General features: G+C 57.4%; 14 protein-coding genes. 3 read left to right on the forward strand and 11 right to left on the reverse strand.

What is annotated here, in order from left to right:
* Positions 1-36: 36 nt before the first annotated feature.
* The 9 genes from MARLIPOL_RS16395 to purU all read right to left on the reverse strand — a co-directional run bounded on the left by MARLIPOL_RS16395 (position 37) and on the right by purU (position 12,211).
* Positions 37-333: an integration host factor subunit beta gene (locus MARLIPOL_RS16395; RefSeq protein ID WP_012139425.1), complete on the reverse strand. Its 297-nt coding sequence runs from the start codon at positions 331-333 to the stop codon at positions 37-39.
* A gap of 130 nt (positions 334-463) precedes the next feature.
* The gene (rpsA, locus tag MARLIPOL_RS16400; RefSeq protein ID WP_012139426.1) at positions 464-2,155 is read right to left on the reverse strand and encodes a 30S ribosomal protein S1; all 1,692 of its coding nucleotides are present in this window, start codon (positions 2,153-2,155) and stop codon (positions 464-466) included.
* A 130-nt stretch (positions 2,156-2,285) separates the two neighbouring features.
* A complete protein-coding gene (cmk, locus tag MARLIPOL_RS16405; RefSeq protein WP_012139427.1) occupies positions 2,286-2,966 on the reverse strand; it encodes a (d)CMP kinase in 681 nt (226 codons plus the stop codon).
* On the reverse strand, positions 2,966-5,227 hold the full coding sequence (locus MARLIPOL_RS16410; RefSeq protein ID WP_012139428.1) for a bifunctional prephenate dehydrogenase/3-phosphoshikimate 1-carboxyvinyltransferase: 2,262 nt from the start codon (positions 5,225-5,227) through the stop codon (positions 2,966-2,968). The genes cmk and MARLIPOL_RS16410 overlap by 1 nt, the downstream gene beginning before the upstream one ends.
* Complete coding sequence (gene hisC / locus MARLIPOL_RS16415; protein WP_012139429.1) at positions 5,196-6,320, reverse strand: histidinol-phosphate transaminase; 1,125 nt, start codon at positions 6,318-6,320, stop codon at positions 5,196-5,198. The genes MARLIPOL_RS16410 and hisC overlap by 32 nt, the downstream gene beginning before the upstream one ends.
* Positions 6,321-6,387: 67 nt before the next feature.
* Complete coding sequence (gene pheA / locus MARLIPOL_RS16420) at positions 6,388-7,485, reverse strand: prephenate dehydratase (RefSeq protein WP_012139430.1); 1,098 nt, start codon at positions 7,483-7,485, stop codon at positions 6,388-6,390.
* A 2-nt stretch (positions 7,486-7,487) separates the two neighbouring features.
* Entirely contained in the window at positions 7,488-8,570 is a 1,083-nt protein-coding gene (gene serC, locus MARLIPOL_RS16425) for a 3-phosphoserine/phosphohydroxythreonine transaminase (RefSeq protein ID WP_012139431.1), read from the reverse strand.
* Between the two features lie 52 nt (positions 8,571-8,622).
* Positions 8,623-11,229, reverse strand: coding sequence for a DNA gyrase subunit A (gyrA, locus tag MARLIPOL_RS16430; RefSeq protein ID WP_012139432.1), 2,607 nt, complete (start codon positions 11,227-11,229; stop codon positions 8,623-8,625).
* A gap of 127 nt (positions 11,230-11,356) precedes the next feature.
* Positions 11,357-12,211 (reverse strand): formyltetrahydrofolate deformylase, encoded by an 855-nt coding sequence (gene purU, locus MARLIPOL_RS16435; protein WP_012139433.1) that lies wholly within the window; start codon positions 12,209-12,211, stop codon positions 11,357-11,359.
* 221 nt (positions 12,212-12,432) lie between these two features.
* On the opposite strand from purU, the gene ggt reads away from it, so the two are divergent.
* From ggt to ftsH, 3 genes are read left to right on the forward strand one after another with little or no spacing between them, the layout of a single operon-like run.
* Positions 12,433-14,118, forward strand: a complete 1,686-nt coding sequence (gene ggt, locus MARLIPOL_RS16440) for a gamma-glutamyltransferase (RefSeq protein WP_228677636.1) — start codon at positions 12,433-12,435, stop codon at positions 14,116-14,118.
* A 42-nt stretch (positions 14,119-14,160) separates the two neighbouring features.
* Positions 14,161-14,409: a YkoF family thiamine/hydroxymethylpyrimidine-binding protein gene (locus MARLIPOL_RS16445; protein WP_012139436.1), complete on the forward strand. Its 249-nt coding sequence runs from the start codon at positions 14,161-14,163 to the stop codon at positions 14,407-14,409.
* Positions 14,406-16,316, forward strand: a complete 1,911-nt coding sequence (gene ftsH / locus MARLIPOL_RS16450; protein WP_012139437.1) for an ATP-dependent zinc metalloprotease FtsH — start codon at positions 14,406-14,408, stop codon at positions 16,314-16,316. Before MARLIPOL_RS16445 ends, ftsH begins: the two co-directional genes overlap by 4 nt.
* 13 nt (positions 16,317-16,329) lie before the next feature.
* Here ftsH and MARLIPOL_RS16455 read toward each other — a convergent pair whose 3' ends face one another.
* Both MARLIPOL_RS16455 and MARLIPOL_RS16460 read right to left on the reverse strand, forming a co-directional pair.
* Entirely contained in the window at positions 16,330-17,196 is an 867-nt protein-coding gene (locus MARLIPOL_RS16455) for a universal stress protein (protein ID WP_228677637.1), read from the reverse strand.
* Entirely contained in the window at positions 17,189-19,591 is a 2,403-nt protein-coding gene (locus tag MARLIPOL_RS16460) for a Lon protease family protein (RefSeq protein WP_012139439.1), read from the reverse strand. The genes MARLIPOL_RS16455 and MARLIPOL_RS16460 overlap by 8 nt, the downstream gene beginning before the upstream one ends.
* Between the last annotated feature and the right edge of the window lie 28 nt (positions 19,592-19,619).

The raw sequence follows: 19,619 nt of genomic DNA on the forward strand, positions 1-19,619 counted from the left end.
TGTGCCGCGGCTAGTGTCTTGTCCAGTAAAGGACAATCAGAAGCCTTTCTTCAGGCTGTCATTAACCTGTTCGCGCAACTCCTTGCCCGGCTTGAAATGCGGCACAAACTTGGCCGGTAGCTGTACGGCTTCGCCGGTTTTCGGGTTCCGGCCGGTTCTTGCCGCACGATGATGCAGGGAGAAACTGCCAAATCCACGAATCTCAATCCTCTGGCCATTGGACAGCGACTGAGACATATGCTCAATAATCGTTTTTACAGCCAGCTCCACATCTTTCACGGAAAGCTGTGTTTGCTTGGATGCAATCAGCTCAACCAGTTCGGACTTCGTCATGAGGCTCTTCCCTCTTCTTTATTATTGGATAGCCGGTTACCAGCTCCATGCCCCCTAGTTTAGCCAAACCAGAAAAAAACACAAAAAAAACGGGCTCTTAGAGCCCGTTTTTTTATACCAACCGGAAAATTTATTCCTTGTTGGCGTTTTGCTGCTGCATCTGCTCCTTGATGAGATCACCGATGGTGGTCGCACCAGAAGTTTCAGCGGTCTTGCTGCGCACGTTCTCAAGCGCCTGCTTGTCGTCCTCAACGTCTTTGGACTTCACAGACAGATTGATAATGCGGTTCTTGCGATCGATGCTGATGATCTTCGCTTCCACTTCTTCGCCTTCCTTCAGCGCGTTGCGTGCGTCTTCAACACGGTCACGGCTGATTTCGGAAGCCTTCAGAACAGCTTCAACTTCGTCGTTCAGGGAGATAGTAGCTGCCTTGGCGTCAACGGCGGATACAGTGCCCTTAACAATGGAGCCCTTGTCGTTCAACTGAACAAACTCGGCGAACGGATCGCTTTCCAGCTGCTTGATGCCCAGGGAGATGCGCTCACGCTCCGGGTCAACAGACAGGATAACGGTTTCAACTTCGTCGCCCTTCTTGTATTCACGAACGGCTTCTTCGCCAGTCTCGTTCCAGCTGATGTCAGACAGGTGAACCAGGCCGTCGATACCACCGTCCAGTCCGATGAAGATACCAAAGTCAGTGATTGACTTGATCTTACCGGAGATACGGTCGCCCTTGTTGAACTTGCTGGAGAAGTCTTCCCATGGGTTGGAAACACACTGCTTGATACCCAGGGAAATACGACGACGCTCTTCGTCGATATCCAGAATCATCACGTCTACTTCGTCGCCTACCTGAACAACTTTGGACGGATGGATGTTCTTGTTGGTCCAATCCATTTCGGATACGTGAACCAGACCCTCAACACCTTCTTCCAGCTCAGCAAAGCAGCCGTAGTCGGTCAGGTTGGTAACGCGAGCCTTGACCTTGCTGTTCTCCGGATAGCGACCCTTGATATCAACCCAGGGATCTTCACCCAGCTGCTTCAGACCCAGGGATACACGGTTACGCTCACGGTCGAACTTCAGTACCTTGACGTTGATCTCGTCGCCCACATTCACGATTTCGCTCGGATGCTTGATACGCTTCCAGGCCATATCAGTGATGTGCAGCAGGCCGTCAACACCGCCCAGATCCACGAACGCGCCGTAGTCGGTCAGGTTCTTGACGATACCCTTGATTTCCAGACCTTCGGTCAGGGTTTCCAGCAGAGCTTCACGCTCGGCGCTGTTTTCAGCTTCCAGAACGGCGCGGCGGGAAACAACCACGTTGTTACGCTTCTGGTCCAGCTTGATAACCTTGAATTCGAGCTCTTTGTTCTCCAGGTGCGCGGTGTCGCGAACCGGACGAACGTCTACCAGAGAGCCTGGCAGGAAGGCACGGATGCCGGCCAGATCGACGGTGAAACCACCCTTGACCTTGCCATTAATAATACCCTTGACCACTTCTTCAGCTTCGAAGGACTTCTCGAGTACCTTCCAGGCTTCAGCGCGCTTGGCCTTTTCGCGGGACAGACGAGTTTCACCGAAACCGTCTTCAACAGCGTCGAGAGCTACATCGACAACGTCGCCAATAGCAACTTCCAACTCGCCTTTTTCGTTCAGAAACTGGGAGGCGGGGATAACGCCTTCGGACTTCAGTCCGGCGTTAACGGTGACCCAGTCGTTGTCGACGTCAACTACGGTTCCCTGGACGATGGAACCCGGTTGCATGTCAATTTCTTTTAGGCTTTCTTCAAAAAGATCCGCAAAGCTCTCGCTCATTATGTGTCCTATATGATCAACGCAAGTGTGCTCCGTGCCACCAGCAACACGGTCTGTTAGTAAGTTCCGGACGCAGCCTGTGGCTGGCAGATAGCGCTACGACCGGCATTTCAACAACAAAAAGGTGTGGTCAGGCCTGGCCCGCTGCGGCCATACACCTGCCCAACACCTCTTCTATACTCAAGCCTGTAGAATCAATGACTTGCGCATCATCCGCGGGCTTGAGAGGGGCTGCGGAACGGTTCATGTCCCGTTCATCGCGAACCCGTATCTCCTCTAAAAGGGCGTCAATATTAACATCGACACCTGCGTCCTTCAACTGGCTGTAGCGTCGCCGGGCTCTCTCCTCGGCACTGGCCGTCAGGAAGATCTTGACCGGGGCGTCCGGAAATACCACGGTGCCCATGTCGCGACCATCGGCCACCAGGCCGGGAGCCTGCCGGAAGTCCCGTTGGCGCTGCAACAGGGCATCGCGAACCGGCTGCATCACAGCAACCCTGGAGGCGTTGTCACCGGTCGTTTCTGTACGTATATCTGCGGTCACGTCCTGACCGGCGAGAATCACCCTGACCGGCTCACCTGCTGCCGTTGGCTCAAAGGCCACATCAAGACCAGCAGCCACCTTCACCAGACCCGCTTCATCGTCCAGGGCTACGCCCTGGCGCACGGCGGCCAGAGCTGTCAAGCGATACAGCGCACCGCTGTCCAGCAAATGCCAGCCCAGCTTGCGAGCGAGCATCTGGGTAACGGTACCCTTGCCGGAGCCTCCCGGGCCGTCAATGGTGATGACCGGAGCCTTGGTGCTGGGCATCATTCCCCTCCTTCGGCGGTTATGCGAATGCCGGTGTTGCGGGCAAGTTCCACAAATCCCGGGAATGACGTCGCCACGTTGGCGCAATCGGTCACCTCAATATCTCCGGTTGCCCGTAGAGACGCTACGGCAAAAGACATGGCTATGCGATGATCCCCGTGACTGTCGACCGTACCACCACCAATAGTCTGACCGCCGTCGATAATAATGCCATCGGGTGTTACGGTGGTTTCGACGCCGAGTGCCGCCAGGCCATCCGCCATCACCTGAATCCGATCGCTCTCTTTTACCCGCAGTTCTTCCGCCCCGCGCAGGACCGTGCGACCTTCAGCGCAGGCGGCGGCAATGAACAGGACCGGGAACTCATCAATCGCCAGAGGTACCTGATCTTCCGGGATATCAATACCCTTGAGTTGTGCGGAACGGACCTTCAGATCCGCCACCGGCTCGCCACCGATCTCGCGCTCTTCCAAAACTTCAATGTCCGCACCCATCTTCTTCAGGATGTTAATGACGCCAACGCGCGTCGGGTTCATACCAACGTGGCGCAAAGTCAGTTCGGAATCCGGAGCAATACTGGCCGCTACAAGGAAAAAGGCCGCAGAGGAAATGTCAGCCGGCACATCAATAGCGGCAGCTTGCAGCCTGCCACCACCGGAAACACTGGCTGTAGCACCATCACGATGCACATGATAGCCAAATCCTGCCAGCATTCGTTCGGTATGGTCGCGGGTCGGCGCGGGCTCGGTTACCGAGGTGACACCTTCAGCATACAGGCCCGCCAGCAACAGGCAGGATTTGACCTGGGCTGACGCTACCGGCATTTCGTAATGAATTCCCGTCAGCGGCTGGCCGCCACGAATCTTTAACGGTGGGCGACCACCGTCGGCGGTATCGATCACAGCCCCCATAGCGCGGAGCGGATCGGCAACACGCCCCATCGGCCGCTTCGAGAGACTGCTGTCACCGGTCAGTTCGGAATCAAACGGCTGCGCCGCCAGCAACCCCGAAAACAGGCGCATGGCAGTGCCAGAATTGCCCAGGTACAGCGGACCACGGGGCGCCTGCAGGCCATTCACACCCACTCCGTGAATGCACACAAACCCATCATCCGGCCCTTCGATGGTTACCCCCATGTCGCGAAACGCCTGCAGGGTTGCAAGACTGTCCTCTCCCTCCAGGAAGCCCTTTACTTCAGTGATCCCATCTGCCAGAGCGCCCAGCATGATGGAACGATGAGAAATGGATTTGTCCCCCGGCACCCGGATATCACCGGCAATGCTGCCACCGGGCTGAAGACGAAACGTTACCTGATTCTGACTGTTGTTTGTCACGTAAGCCTGTCCTGAAAGCATCTTCGAAAAATGTTCCCGCGCCGCCTTGGCGCGACTGAAAACCCTGAGCATGGTCGCACCGTCTCCGTTGGCAATGGCGGTGCGGAGCTGGTCGAGATCGTGCGTAAAGTGGTCAATGACCCGCAGTACGGCATCCTTGTTAGAGAGAAAAATGTCGTGCCACATTACCGGATCACTGGCAGCGATCCGCGTAAAGTCCCGGAAACCACCCGCCGCGTAGCGAAAAATATCCAGATTCTCATCCTCGCCGGCCAGGGTGTCCACCAGCGAAAACGCAATCAGGTGCGGCAGATGACTGGTTGCCGCCAACACTTCATCATGGTAAGCCACGGACATGGTCAGGACGGTAGCACCACATCCCTCCCACAGCGCTTTCAAACGCGCCAGATCCCCGGCATCGACGTTATCTGGCGGCGTAAGAATGACCTTGTGATTAGCGAACATCCCGGGGTTTGCTGCGCGGATACCACTTTTTTCGGATCCCGCGATTGGGTGGCCGGGAATCACGCGGGGTGAGAGCTCACCAAAAACTGCCCGCACATCTTCAACAAAGCTGGTCTTGGTGCTCCCTACGTCGGTAAGAATAGCGTCGGCGGGCAGATGGCATTTCAATTCTTCCAGAACCGTACGGGTAGCGCGAACCGGAACGGCAAGGATCACCAGCTCACAGCCGGCAACCGCTTCGGCAATGGTGCCAGCAGCCCGGTCAATGACACCCAGCTCAACCCCTAATGACAACTCATCCTCTCGCTTGTCGGTGCCGACAACGGTTTTGGCCAGCCCGTTTTCACGCATGGCCTTCGCCAGTGAGCCGCCAATCAACCCCAGACCAATAACGGCAACCCGACTGAACAGTGGCTTGGTCGTCGCCACGTTACGCCCCCTGCCCCGACAGGCCGAGCGCATTGGAAAGAGCCTTCAACAGTTTTGCATTTTCCCGCTCAAGACCGATGGACACTCGCAGATGCCGGGGCATGCCATAACCGGCGATCGGTCGCACAATGACGCCCTGCTCGAGCAAGGACTGGTAAACGCCCATGGCATCATCCCCAACATCCACCGCGATGAAGTTACCCGCGGAAGGAATAAAGGACAGGCCAAGTTCGCCGAAGCCGGCTTCCAGCTGGGCCATCCCGCTGACATTGACCTTGCGGGAACGCTGCACGTATGCCTCATCCTCAAGAACCGCTGTCGCCGCGGCCAACGCTATGGTGTCCACATTGAACGGCTGGCGTACCCGGTTAAGAATATCCGCGATTTCAGGAGAACTGATGCTGTAGCCAACCCGCAACGCCGCCAGCCCCCAAGCTTTGGAGAAAGTACGGCAAACGATCAGATTCGGGAAACGGGACAGCAATTCGACACCATCAGCGTATCCCTCGCCCTGCAGGTATTCGCAGTAGGCTTCGTCCAGCACGACCACAACCCGCTCAGGGATTCGCTCCAGGAACGCCAGAATGGCTTCGGCGTTATGCACCGTACCAGTCGGGTTATTGGGGTTGGCCACAAAGACCAGCTTTGTGCGATCCGTCACCGCTGCGGCCATGGCATCCAGATCGTGCCCCCAGTCCTTCGCAGGTACAGGGACGCCCTTGGCACCAATCGCCTGGGTGACCAGAGGATAAACCGCAAACGCATACTGGGAAAACACCACCTCGGATTCCACATCTGCAAAGCAACGGGTAATCACCTCCAGCACATCATTGGAGCCATTGCCCAGGGTAATCTGCGACATATCGACGCCGAAACGGGCCGCCAGTGCCTGCTTGAGGTCAAAGCCGTTACCGTCAGGGTAAAGGCACAACTCGCTGAGGGCTTCCCGGGCTGCGGCCAGCGCTTTTTCGCTTGGGCCCAGCGGATTCTCGTTACTGGCCAGCTTGATGATATCGGCGGGATCCAGCCCGAGTTCACGGGCCAGCTCATCGATGGGCTTGCCGGGCTGATAGGGGGACAGCGCCTGCACTCCCCTGACCGCCAGACTCTGATAATCAATCGACATTACACCTTCCTCAACCCTGTCCGATTCGTTTTACTGTCAGTAACTTTCGCTGATGTCGCTACTCTCGTTAAAGTACACCAATCGGGTATGAACCGAGGCGCTTGAGCTCCACGGCTTCGTCTTCCACATCCGCCAGCACTTTACGCACCTGCTCGTCTTCCACATGCCCCTCAAAATCGATATAGAAGACGTAAGCCCAGGTGCCACTTGGGGACGGTCGGGTTTCAATGCGCGTCAGGCTGAGGCCGTGGCGATGGAATGGCTCCAGCAACTGATACAACGCCCCGGGCTTGTTCCGCATGGACACGAGAATGGAGGACTTGTCGTGTCCACTGGCGGGCACTTCTTCCCGACCAATGATCAGGAACCGGGTGGTGTTATCCGGACGATCTTCAATGCTGTTGGCTACAATCTCAAGCCCATACAACTCCGCCGCCATATCACCGGCAATCGCAGCTGTTCCCGGCTCTTCCGCTGCCCGACGTGCGGCCTCGGCGTTGCTGCTCACCGTCACCCGCTCAATACCATAGCGATGGGTATCCAGCCACTGCCGACACTGGGCGAACGACTGTTGATGAGAGTATATGCGAGTGATCTCCTGATCCTTGTTGGCTGGCGAGACCAGCAGGTGGTGATGGATGCGGAGCTGGACTTCACCGCAGATCTTCAGGGGCGATGACATGAACATGTCGAGGGTATGATTGATCATACCTTCAGTGGAGTTTTCCACCGGAACCACACCGTAATGAGCCGCACCGGATTCCACTTCCCGGAACACGGCATCAATCGCAGGCAGCGGAACACTGACCACGGAATGCCCGAAGTGCTTCAGGGCCGCCGCCTGGGTAAAGGTGCCTATCGGCCCCAGGAAAGCGATGTGCATGGGCTTTTCCAGCGCCAGGCAGGCGGACATGATCTCGCGGAACAACCGGGCCATCTCCTCACCGGACAAGGGACCGGGATTCTGCTCCTTGATGCGCCGCAACACCTGAGCTTCCCGCTCGGGACGGTAGAAGAACACGTCCTGCCCCGAATTGGACGTCATCTTGACGCTTGCCACTTCCTGGGCGCACTTGGCACGTGCGCTGATCAGCTCCATGATTTTCTGGTCAAGCTGGTCGATTTCTTCCCTCAGTTCGCCCAGACGGGTTTGCTCGTCGGTCATGATCAGCCCCGCTCCTTCGCAAATTCCGCCATATAGGCGATCAAGGCATCCACGCCGGCTTCCGGCATGGCGTTGTAGATGCTGGCGCGCATGCCACCTACCGAGCGGTGGCCCTTCAGGTTCAGCAACCCGCGGGCATCCGCACCTTTCAGGAAATCACCGTTCAGGGCATCGTTCCCCAGAGTGAACGGTACATTCATCCAGGAGCGGAAACGGGGATCGATGGGGTTGGCGTAGAAATCATTGTCGTCAATGAAATCGTACAGTTTCTTCGCCTTGCGCAGGTTGATCTCTCCCATGGCCTGTACGCCGCCCCGGGCCTTCAGCCACTTGAACACCAACCCGGCCAGGTACCAGGAATAGGTCGCCGGGGTGTTGTACATGGAGTCGTTATCCGCGATGACCTGATAGTTCATCATCGTCGGGGTTTCCTTGCGGGCTTTGCCCAGCAGGTCCTTGCGGATAATGACCACCACCAGACCAGACGGCCCGATATTCTTCTGCGCGCCGGCGTAGATCAGGCCGAACTTCGACACGTCCAGTGGGCGTGACAGCATGGTGGACGACAGATCCGCCACCAATGGCACGCTGCCGGTGTCAGGCACGAAGTCGAACTCCAGACCACCGATGGTCTCGTTCGGCGTGTAGTGCAGGTACGCGGCGTCAGCGCTGGTTTCCCAACGGCTCTGGTCGGGAATGGTGGTGAAACCATCCGCCTCGCTGCTGGCCGCTACATTAACGGTTCCATACCGGCTGGCTTCCGCAATGGCCTTCTTGGACCAGATACCGGTGTTCACGTAATCAGCCGATGTTTTGTTTCCCAGCAGGTTCAACGGAATGGTCGAGAACTGACTGGAAGCTCCACCCTGCATGAAGAGTACGGCGTAATCATCTGAAATTCCGGCCAATTCACGAAGATCATTTTCGGCCGTCTCGGCAATTTCCACGAACTCGTCACTGCGATGGCTCATCTCCATCACCGACATGCCGGTACCGCGCCAGTCGAGCATTTCATCCCGTGCCTGTTGCAGCACGCTTTCCGGCAAGGTTGCCGGGCCTGCACAAAAATTATACGCCCTGCTCATGATCCTGTGATCTCTCAAGTCTTACCAATCGTTCGTTCTGCGAAGCACCGGCTTATTCCTCGCCGGTGCCCTCTTCTGTGTTATCGCCTTCTGCGGCAGGACTTTCCTCGCCTTCGACGTCTTCGTCATCGCTTTCAGCGATACGCTCAACACCGACCAGACGTTCGTCTTCCTGGCTCAGTTTGATCAGGCGAACACCCTGGGTATTCCGGCTCAATACCGACACTTCATCGGTGCGGGTACGAACCAGCGTGCCCTTGTCCGAGATCAGCATCATTTCGTCGCCATCGAATAACTGCAGCGCCGTAACCAGGTTACCGTTACGCTCAGAGCACTGCATGGCAATAACACCCTGGCTGCCCCGGCCATAGGTCGGGAATTCGTCGATCGCGGTGCGCTTACCATAGCCGTTCTCGCTGGCAGTCAGAATTACGCCGTCTTCCTGCGGAATGATCAGGGACACCACGTGGTGGCCTTCCGGCATTCTGATACCACGAACCCCGCGGGCCGTGCGGCTCATCGGACGAACGGCCTCCTCATTAAAGCGAACGGCTTTGCCGGCGGTGGAGAACAGCATGACCTCAGCATCGCCCTTGGTGATGGCCGCGCCGATCAAGGTATCGCCTTCGTCCAGTGACAGGGCGATCAGGCCGCTGCTACGCGGACGGGAGAAGTTCGGCAGCGGGGTCTTCTTGACCACGCCAGCAGAGGTGGCCATCAATACATACTGGTCTTCCGGATAGTCACGGACCGGCAGGAAGGTGGTAATGCGCTCACCCTCGTCCAACGGCAGAATGTTGACCATCGGGCGACCACGGGAAGCGCGACTGGCACGGGGAATCTCGAACACGCGCAGCCAGTACACCTTGCCACGGTTGGAGAAACACAGGATGGTGTCGTGGGAGTTGGCAACCAGCAGTTTCTCAACGAAATCCTCGTCCTTCATGGACGTTGCCGCCTTACCCCGGCCACCACGGCGCTGGGCCTGATAGTCTTCAACGGCCTGGGTTTTGGCATAACCACCGTGGGAAATGGTGACCACCAGGTCTTCTTCATCAATCAGGTCGGCAATGGTCAGGTCACGTTGTGAACTGGTGATTTCGGTACGGCGCTCGTCACCGAACTCGGACACCACGGCTTCCAGTTCTTCGCGGATCACCTGCATGAGACGCTCCGGATCCGCCAGGATTTCCAGCAGGCCGGCGATCTTCTCCAGGATTTCCTTGTACTCGTTCTGGAGCTTTTCCGTTTCCAGACCGGTGAGGCGGTGCAGACGCATATCCAGGATCGCCTGAGTCTGCTCCGGCGACATATGGTACAGCCCATCACGCAGGCCATAGATTTCCGGCAGATCATCAGGGCGGCAGGCGTCTTCACCAGCACGCTCCAGCATCGCCAGCACATCACCCGGTGCCCAGCCCTTCGACATCAGCTTTTCTTTTGCTTCAACCGATGTGGGAGAAGACTTGATCAGCTCAATCATCTCGTCGATGTTGGCCAGGGCAACGGTCAGGCCTTCCAGGATATGACCGCGCTCACGGGCTTTGCGCAGCTCGTAGATGGTTCGGCGGGTCACCACTTCACGGCGGTGGCGCACGAACGCGTCGAGCATTTCCTTCAGGTTGAGGATCTTTGGCTCGCCGTTGATCAGTGCCACCATGTTGATACCAAACACGGTCTGCAGCTGGGTGTGGGCAAACAGGTTGTTGACGACCACTTCCGGGTTTTCACCCCGGCGCAGCTCGATCACAACTCGGATACCTTCCTTGTTGGACTCGTCCCGCAGTTCGGTAATGCCTTCCAGGCGCTTTTCCTTGACCAGCTCTGCGATCTTCTCGATCAGGCGCGCCTTGTTCAGCTGGTATGGCAGCTCGGTAATGATGATGGCATCGCGATTGGTCTTCTTGTCGTGCTCGATTTCGTGACGGGCACGAATGTAGATACGACCACGGCCGGTGCGATACGCCTCAACAATACCGGCACGGCCATTGATAATGCCCTGAGTCGGGAAATCGGGGCCGGGAATGAACTCCATGAGCTCATCCACGGTCAGGTCCGGATTATCAATCAGAGCCAGACAACCGCTGACCACCTCGGTCAGGTTGTGAGGTGGAATGTTGGTGGCCATGCCGACCGCAATACCGGAGGAGCCGTTGACCAGCAAGTTCGGAACCCGGGTGGGAAGCACATCGGGAATCCGCTCGGTGCCGTCGTAGTTGTCGACGAAATCCACGGTTTCCTTGTCCAGATCCGCCAGCAGGGAGTGAGCAACCTTCTCCATGCGAATCTCTGTGTAACGCATGGCGGCAGCGTTATCGCCATCAATGGAACCGAAGTTACCCTGACCGTCGACCAGCGGATACCGCAGGGAGAATGGCTGGGCCATACGAACGATGGTGTCGTAAACCGCCGAGTCACCGTGTGGGTGGTATTTACCGATGACGTCACCCACCACACGGGCAGATTTCTTATAAGCCTTGTTCCAGTCATTGCCCAGTTCGGACATGGCGAACAGAACACGGCGATGAACCGGCTTGAGGCCGTCACGAACATCCGGAAGGGCCCGCCCGACGATGACGCTCATGGCGTAGTCGAGGTAAGACTGCTTCAACTCATCTTCAATATTTACCGGCAGGATCTCTTTGGCTAACTCACCCATCGAGAAAGGTTCCTTTGCGTTTGCTGGAAGTCGTTTCAGGGCTATTTCTGTGCCCCATAGTTATTCTTTAACAAGCGGCCAATACTATCACAGTCAGCCCCTTACGGGGGCATACAGCGACTGTGCCTTAATTAAAAACCACCGTCTTGTTTTCGTAGGTGATGACCCGATCCTCGATATGCGACCTCAGGCCACGGGCCAGGACGTTCTTTTCCACATCCTTGCCGAGGCGGACCATGTCCTCTATGGAATCGCTATGGCTGATGCGGATCACGTCCTGCTCAATGATCGGACCTTCGTCCAGGTCCTGGGTCACGTAGTGGCATGTGGCACCGATCAGCTTTACCCCACGACTGTAGGCCTGATGATACGGTCGCGCACCGGCAAATGACGGCAGGAAGCTGTGGTGAATATTGATCACCTTGCCGGCGAACTTTTCACACAGGCTGGCAGGCAGGATCTGCATGTAGCGGGCAAGCACCACCACATCCGTATCATAACCCTCGATCAGGCCTTCGATTTCACCAAAGGCCTCGTCACGATTGTCCCGGGAAACCGGAATATGGTGATAAGGTATCTCATGCCATTCGACCATGCGGCGCAGGTCCTCATGGTTGGAGATCACGGCAACGATTTCGGCATTGATCTCACGACTGTGCCAGCGATGCAGCAGGTCCGCCACGCAGTGGGATTCCTTGCTGCACATCAGGACGACTTTCTTGGGTCGGGCCGAATCCGCAATGTGCCAGTTCATGCCGAACTCGCGGGCAATCGGCTCAAAGGCCGTCCGAAACTGGTCCAGGCCGAACGGAATCGAGCTGGCCTTGATCTCGTGGCGCATGAAGAACCAGCCGGTCTGTGTATCAGAATGGTGGCTCGCCTCGGTAATCCAGCCATTGTAGGTGGACAGAAAGTTACTCACCTTGGCGACAATTCCAACCCGATCCGGGCAGGAAATCACAAGACGATAAGTATGCTCCATGAAAGCCTTTCCTTAACTGAATAACGGGAAAGCAGGCGCGTCGGGGAATCACCACCGGCATTAACGGCAGGTTAACGGCACGCACCTATTAAAATGACCGGCTATCATAGCCTATCTGAACGCCAGAAACGAGGAATGGAGATATGGACAGAGGCCTCTACCACCGCACAAACAAAAACCCCGCCAGGAGGCACTCAGGCCGCCTTTCAGTTGTAGCTGCCATGACTTTTCTTTTCGTCATCGGGCCTGCATTCGGGCAAGCCATTCTTGAGGGTGAGCGTTTTCACCCGGTCACGGCAAAACAGGGCATGGTCGCAACCAGCCACACACTGGCCACCGATGTGGCCCTTGAGGTACTGAAAAAAGGCGGCAATGCCGTGGATGCCGCCGTGACGGCAGGTTTTGCCCTGGCGGTGACCCAGCCCCGGTCCGGCAATATTGGTGGCGGCGGTTTTATGTTGATATCCAAAGGGGATGGCTCGGAGCCGGAAGCTATTGATTACCGGGAGAAGGCGCCCGCCGCAGCCACGGAGAGCATGTTTCAGGATGAATCCGGCAATGTCGTCCGTGATCGCAGCCGTTTCACCCACCTGGCTGCCGGCGTTCCGGGGACCGTGGCGGGCCTGGCCCTGGCACTGGAGCGACACGGCACCATCTCCCTGAAACAGGCACTGGCGCCGGCCATCACACTCGCCCGGGAAGGCTTTATTGTGCCCCTGCGTTTCACCGAAGGCCTGGAACAGGCCCGGGACAGGCTTGAGCGATGGCCTGCTACCCGAACCACCTTCTATAAAGAGGATGGCCGCGCATGGCAGCCCGGCGAACGCTTTCGTCAGCCTGAGCTGGCCGACACACTCCAGAGGATTGCTGATAACGGTGTGAAAGGCTTTTATGAGGGCAAAACCGCCACACTCATTACCGAAGAAATGGCCCGGCACGGCGGCCTGATCACCCGGGAGGATTTGATAAACTACCGTCCCGCAATCCGTACTCCGGTCCATGGCACGTATCGCGGATACGACATTTACTCCATGTCACCCCCCTCATCCGGCGGTACCCACATTGTCCAGATCCTCAACATTCTGGAAGGCTTCCCCATGGCGCAATTCGGTCACAACTCCGCTGATGCGATCCATCATATGGCCGAGGCCATGAAGCTCGCCTATGCCGACCGGTCGAAGTACCTCGGTGACACCGATTTTGTAGACGTACCGCTGACGGGCCTGACCAGCAAAGGTTACGCCGAAGAACTACGTAAGAGCATCGACCCTGACAAGGCCCGCCCCGCCGACGACATCAACCCCGGTCAGCCGGCAGCCTGGGAGAGCCCGGAAACCACCCACTTCTCGGTGGTGGACAAATGGGGCAATGCGGTGTCCAACACCTACACCATCAATTTCAGTTATGGCTCCGGCATCACGGTAAAGGGCGCCGGTTTTCTGCTTAATAATGAGATGGATGACTTCAGTGCCAAACCTGGCGTCCCTAACGCCTATGGACTGATCGGCGGTGAAGCCAACAAGGTGGAGCCCGGTAAGCGAATGCTCAGCTCAATGTCACCGACCATTGTCAGAAAGGATGGCCAAAATGTGCTGGTAACGGGCAGCCCGGGTGGCTCACGGATCATTACCACCACCTTGCAGGTGATCCTGAATGTGATTGATCATGGCATGAACATCCAGACCGCCGTGAGTGCGCCACGCATGCACCATCAGTGGCTGCCGGATGAGATCCGGGTTGAGCAGGGCATCAGCCCCGACTCAATCCACCTGCTGGAAGAACGGGGCCACACAATAGTCCATGGTTCAGCCATGGGTGCCATCCAGAGTATTATGGTGAGTGAAGATGGCGTTTTGCATGGTGGTGCAGACCCAAGGCGTAGCACATCGTCAGCCATGGGCTATTGATGGCGGTAATTGACCAGAGTCACTGACCTGACCGGAGGCATTATGTATCTTTCTGTACAACTGAGCTGTTACCCCCTGAAAGACGACTACAAACAGCCAATATGGGATCTCATCACACGGCTGGAGCAATCCGGACTGGAAGTCCACTCGGGACGTATGAGCACGGAAATTTTTGGCGACTATGATGAGGTTATGAAGGTTCTCTCGGATACCATGAAGTGGTCGTTCGAGACGTACGGTAAATCCGTCTTCGTGGTGAAGATCATGGAGGGCGACCGGAGACCCAAATGACAGCACCCAACGGGCCAGGAAACCAGCAAAAGCCGGACAATAATCCGCAACCGGCTCTTCCCAACCGGTACTCGTTCCTGTGGCTCAGCGCCGCCATCTTCCTGATGATGCTCTGGCTACAGGACAGCGGACAGCCCCGGCTTCAGGAACTGGCCTACTCGGACTTCAAGACAGCGGTGGCGAACGATCAGGTCGCGGAGGTCACGCTCAAGGAAGAATCGATTACCGGCCTGTTCACAGACAGCGGTGCTGCGTCTTTCAGCTCGGATAGCCCCGCGCGGCTCAGCAGCCCGGGATTCCACACCATACGTCCGCCCATGGAAGATCCGTCACTGCTGACTCTGCTGGAAGAACACGAAGTGACCATCAAGGCCACACCCTCGGGACTGCCCTGGTGGCAGGAGATGATTCGTGGTTTCCTGCCGTGGCTCCTGCTACTGGCGCTGATGTTCTGGTTCTGGGGCGCGGCGCAGAAAAAGATGACCCAGGGCGGCGGGCCCTTTGATTTCAGCCGCTCGAAAGCCCGAAGAGCCCGCAAGGAAACCTCCACGGCCACACTGGACGATGTGGCCGGGATCGAATCCGCCAAGCGTGAGATCGCCGAGATCATCGATTTCCTCAAATCCCCTGAAAAGTACCGGGCCCTGGGGGCCGTGATGCCTAAGGGGGTCTTGCTGGTTGGTCCGCCGGGAACGGGCAAGACCCTGCTGGCGCGCGCTATTGCCGGTGAAGCGGAAGTACCCTTTTACAGCATCAGTGCGTCAGAATTTATTGAGATGTTTGTCGGCGTAGGTGCGGCCCGGGTGCGGGATATGTTTCAGGAGGCGCGCAAGGACGCGCCGGCGCTGACCTTCATCGATGAACTGGACGCTATTGGCCGCTCACGAGGCGCTGGCCTGGGTGGCGGTCACGACGAACGGGAACAGACGCTGAACCAGATCCTCACCGAGATGGATGGCTTCGAAGCCCATGAAAATGTTCTGGTACTGGCCGCCACCAACCGGCCGGATGTGCTGGACAGCGCCCTGCTCCGTCCGGGACGTTTCGACCGCAAAATAACCCTGGACCGCCCTCACAAGGAAGCCCGCACGGCCATCCTGCAGGTCCATGTCCGCAAGGTACCGCTGGCAGAGGATGTGAACCTGGAGCAACTGGCTGCCCGGACCATTGGATTTTCTGGCGCAGACCTCAAAAACCTGGTGAATGAAGCAGCATTGACCGCTGCCCGGGAAAATCTCCATGAGGTCACTGCGCACTGTTTTGAACTGGCCCGGGACCGGATCATTCTTGGCGAAGAGCGGGACGCCCATCTTACTCCGCAGGAACGGGAAGCCGTGGCGTATCACGAATGCGGCCACGCCATCATGGCCTACTACATGCCGAACGCCGACCCGCTGACGAGGGTGACGATCATTCCCCACGGCATGGCCATGGGCGTAACGGAACAAACCCCGAGAGAAGACCATTACACCTACACAGAAAGCTACCTGAAGGATCGCATCAAGGTGATGCTTGGCGGGCGGTGCGCCGAAAAGCTCATCTACGGCGAGGTGAGCACCGGCGCCCAGAACGATCTGAAGGAAGCCACCACCCTGGTGCGCCGAATGATCGGTCAGTGGGGCATGAGCGAAACAATCGGTCCCCTGGGCCTGAGCATCGGCGAAGAACACGTGTTCCTTGGTCGGGAAATGGGCCTGCCAAGGGAGTTCAGCGAAAAGATGGCCGATCTGATCGACACGGAAATCCAGTCAAAGCTGATGTCCCTGGAAAAAGACACCCGTGAGTTCCTGAGCGAGCACCGTAACCAACTTGAAGCTTTGGCGAAGGCGGTGCTGAAGAAGGAAACCCTGGCAGCCGAGGAAATCGAGGAAATTCTGCGCAAGGAAGACGCCCGTAAAATTGCCTGACCAGCTTCAAGATTCAGGGTGTTATCGTTACCGGGAGGTTCAGTGTCGCCAGCAAATGCTCAGCTCCGGGCTCCCGCAGCAATGTACAATCCCGGCTGAGCACCAACTGGGCTGCCCTCTCCTGACGCAAAACCTGAACAACGGTCGCCGGATCGGTGGATGGCAGCGTTCGCACCCGGAAGTCCGAGTCAGACACGCCCAGATCCTGCTTGATAGGCTCAAGGCGATCCGGGGGGATATCCACTCCCGCCCCCAACAGCAGGGTCACTGGCTGATGGGTATGCCAGACAGCGTCCGCCGCGGCCATAATAGCCCGGCGATTTACATCATCGTGGTCGTTCAGAAATACCACAACCCTGCCCCGGGACGAGGCCTGGCTCTCGCACCAGAGCAACATCCTGCCCGGGGACCGGCGCCACAAGCCTTTAGCCGTGGAACCCAATCGCGCCCCCGGTGCAGATGACCAGCCAACCCGACCAAGAACCAACAGATCGTTGGGCTGCGCCAGAGCCAGGACTTCATCCACAACGCTGCCGCGGGTAATGCTCAGGGCATGTCGGCCACCGTAACGAGCAGCCGCGACGGCGAGAGCACGACGGGCATGCTCCGCCAGCCTCTGTATACGCTGCTCAATCTCAGCCGTACCGAAAGGCCGACTTACACCCGACTCTGAACCAACTTCCCTGGCAAAACCAAATCCGGCACTACGCAAGAGATTCAGTTCCTCTACAAAAATACCCAGTACATCCGCCCCCGTTTTCGACGCAATATCCGCAGCCGCATCCAGGGCGGCGTAACTCATTCTGGAACCATCCAGAAGCACCAGCACACGCCCTCTTGGGGCGCCGGAGCCAGACTGAGTTGCGGGTGTGTCAGTCACTGCCATTGCCCCCGCTGTTATTATTCACATCGCCCGTGTCATCCTGTTTCTTACTGGCTTCGGCGAACTGTGCCAGACGCTCGGCAACCCGTCTGTTAAAGCTGTTTTCCGGAAACTCACCTTTGCCGTCCGGCTCTCCCGCCTCCAGGCCAGTCAAAAGCTCAATCGCCTGGTTAATGTCGGAAACCGGATAAATCCGGAACCGTTGCTCGGCAATGGCCTGCCGCACATCGGCTCTGAGCATCAGGTGTTCCACGTTACTGGCCGGCAGTAAAACGCCTTGCTCCCGCACGTCACCAGCCTCTCGGCACACGTCAAAGAAGCCTTCTATTTTTTCATTGACCCCACCAACGGCCTGAACCTCGCCATGCTGGTTCATGGAACCTGTAACGGCAAACGATTGCTTCAGAGGAATCCGGGCAATTGCCGAAAGCAGCACGCAGGTCTCTGCCACTGACGCAGAATCGCCTTCAACGCCACCATAGGATTGCTCAAAGGCCAGACTTGCCGACAGAGACAACTCCCCCTCCCCGGCATAACGGCTTGCTATAAACCGGGACAAGATCATCACGGCCTTACTGTGAATGGGTCCACCAAGCTTGGCCTCACGTTCGATATCCACGACTTGCCCCTTACCCGGGCGAGCCGTTGCGGTAATCCTGGTAGGCTGCCCGAACATGGAGGCACCAAGCCTGAGCACCGATAAACCGTTCACCTGAGCCACTTCCTCACCTTCCGTGGCAATCATCACAACGCCCCGGCTGATTTGCTCCCGGCTCCGCTCACGAACCCGGCTGGCACGGTATTCCCGCTCATCAATGGCCTGCTGAATATGGCTGGCTTCTACGGTATCAGCGCCGGACTGGCCGGCCCAGTGATCTGCTTCAGTCAGAATGTCCCGAAGCACGCGATCGTGGGCGGTCAATTTGCGCTGATCTGCCGCCAGGCGGCTGGCGTGCTCGATCAGGCGGGCCACGGCATCACGTTCCAGCGGCCGCATTTTCTGGGCCCTGGCCATGGTGGCAATCATTCGGGAATAGAGCTCGTAGCACTCGTCGTTCCGGTCGAGATCGTCCTCGAAATCCGCTTCCACCTTGAACAGGTCCAGAAAATCGGGATCGAAATGGGAGAGCAGGTAATACAGCATGCGATCCCCCAGCAGCACCACCTTGATCGAAACCGGAATCGGCTCCGGCTGCAGACTGACGGTGCTGACCAGTCCATAGAGCCGCTCCAGTGACTCAATACGAATCTCACCGGAAAGCAGAATCCGCTTCAAACTCTCCCACGCCATTGGCTGGGTCAGCACCCGCCGGGCATCGATAATCAGGTAGCCTCCACTCGCCCGGTGCATGGAGCCTCCGCGAATGAGGGTGAAATCGGTGTAGAGATTGCCTTGTCGCGCCCGGTGCTCAATCTGCCCCGTCAAATGCTGGTGATTGGGAAGGTCTTCGTAAATGACTGGCGCACCCACGGTATCTGCATTGTCGACCAGTAGGTTGGCCCTGTAGCGGGCCAGCAAACCGACCGGTGGACCGTTTTCGCTGTCCTGGAAAGCTTCAGCGTGTTCAACCACGTCCTCACGAACCGCATCCAGATAATCGACAACATCCGGGAGGTGCGACCACTTTTCGCGCAGCTCACCAATGGGACCGCCAAGGGTCAACTGCACCATCTCCTCATTCAGCGCGTGAATCCGCTCCCTCACGTCCTTCCGCAATCTGGGAATCTGCTGAATCGTGTGCTGCAGCTTTTTCTGCAGCTCTTCGACCTTGGATTCAATCAGTTGCTTTTCTTCGTCAGAGAAGTTTTTGTATTCCTCCGGATCGATCACTTCCCCCTTTCGCATGGGCGCAAAAGTAAAGCCGGCCGGCGTGGTGATCATCGCAATGTTATTGCGGTTCGCCTCCTCCTGGATATCAAACAGGCCCTGGTGCTGGCGTTTGGCCGTTTCTTCCTGAAGCTCCTGGATCCGGGCCTGGTATTCCTCGCTCTCAAATGTTGCCGGAATGGCTGTGCGAAGCTCTTCAGCCAGGTCATTCAGATCCTTCTTGAACTGCTGCCCTTCACCAGCCGGCAGCCGTATGGCCGTTGGACGGTCTGAAAACCGGAAGTTATAAACGTGGCACCAGTCCGGAGGCACTGGCTCCCGGGCTGCGTGTTGGGATAGGAAACGCTCGACAAACTCGTGCTTGCCTGCGCCTGATGGCCCCAGGACAAAGAGATTGAAGCCACCAGCCTGCATACTTGCCCCGAACTCCAGCGCTCTCAGAACCCGGTCCTGACCGCAGGGCTGCTCCAGGTCTTCGAGGTCGTCCGTGGTGATGAAATCCAGCTTTTCCGATGGGCAACCGTGGTAGACCTGGTCTTCTGTCAAAGGGGCAGGTAATGGCATTGCATCCTCCTGATGACTTCAACGGTAT

Source organism: Marinobacter lipolyticus SM19, from assembly GCF_000397065.2.
Classification (GTDB): domain Bacteria; phylum Pseudomonadota; class Gammaproteobacteria; order Pseudomonadales; family Oleiphilaceae; genus Marinobacter; species Marinobacter lipolyticus.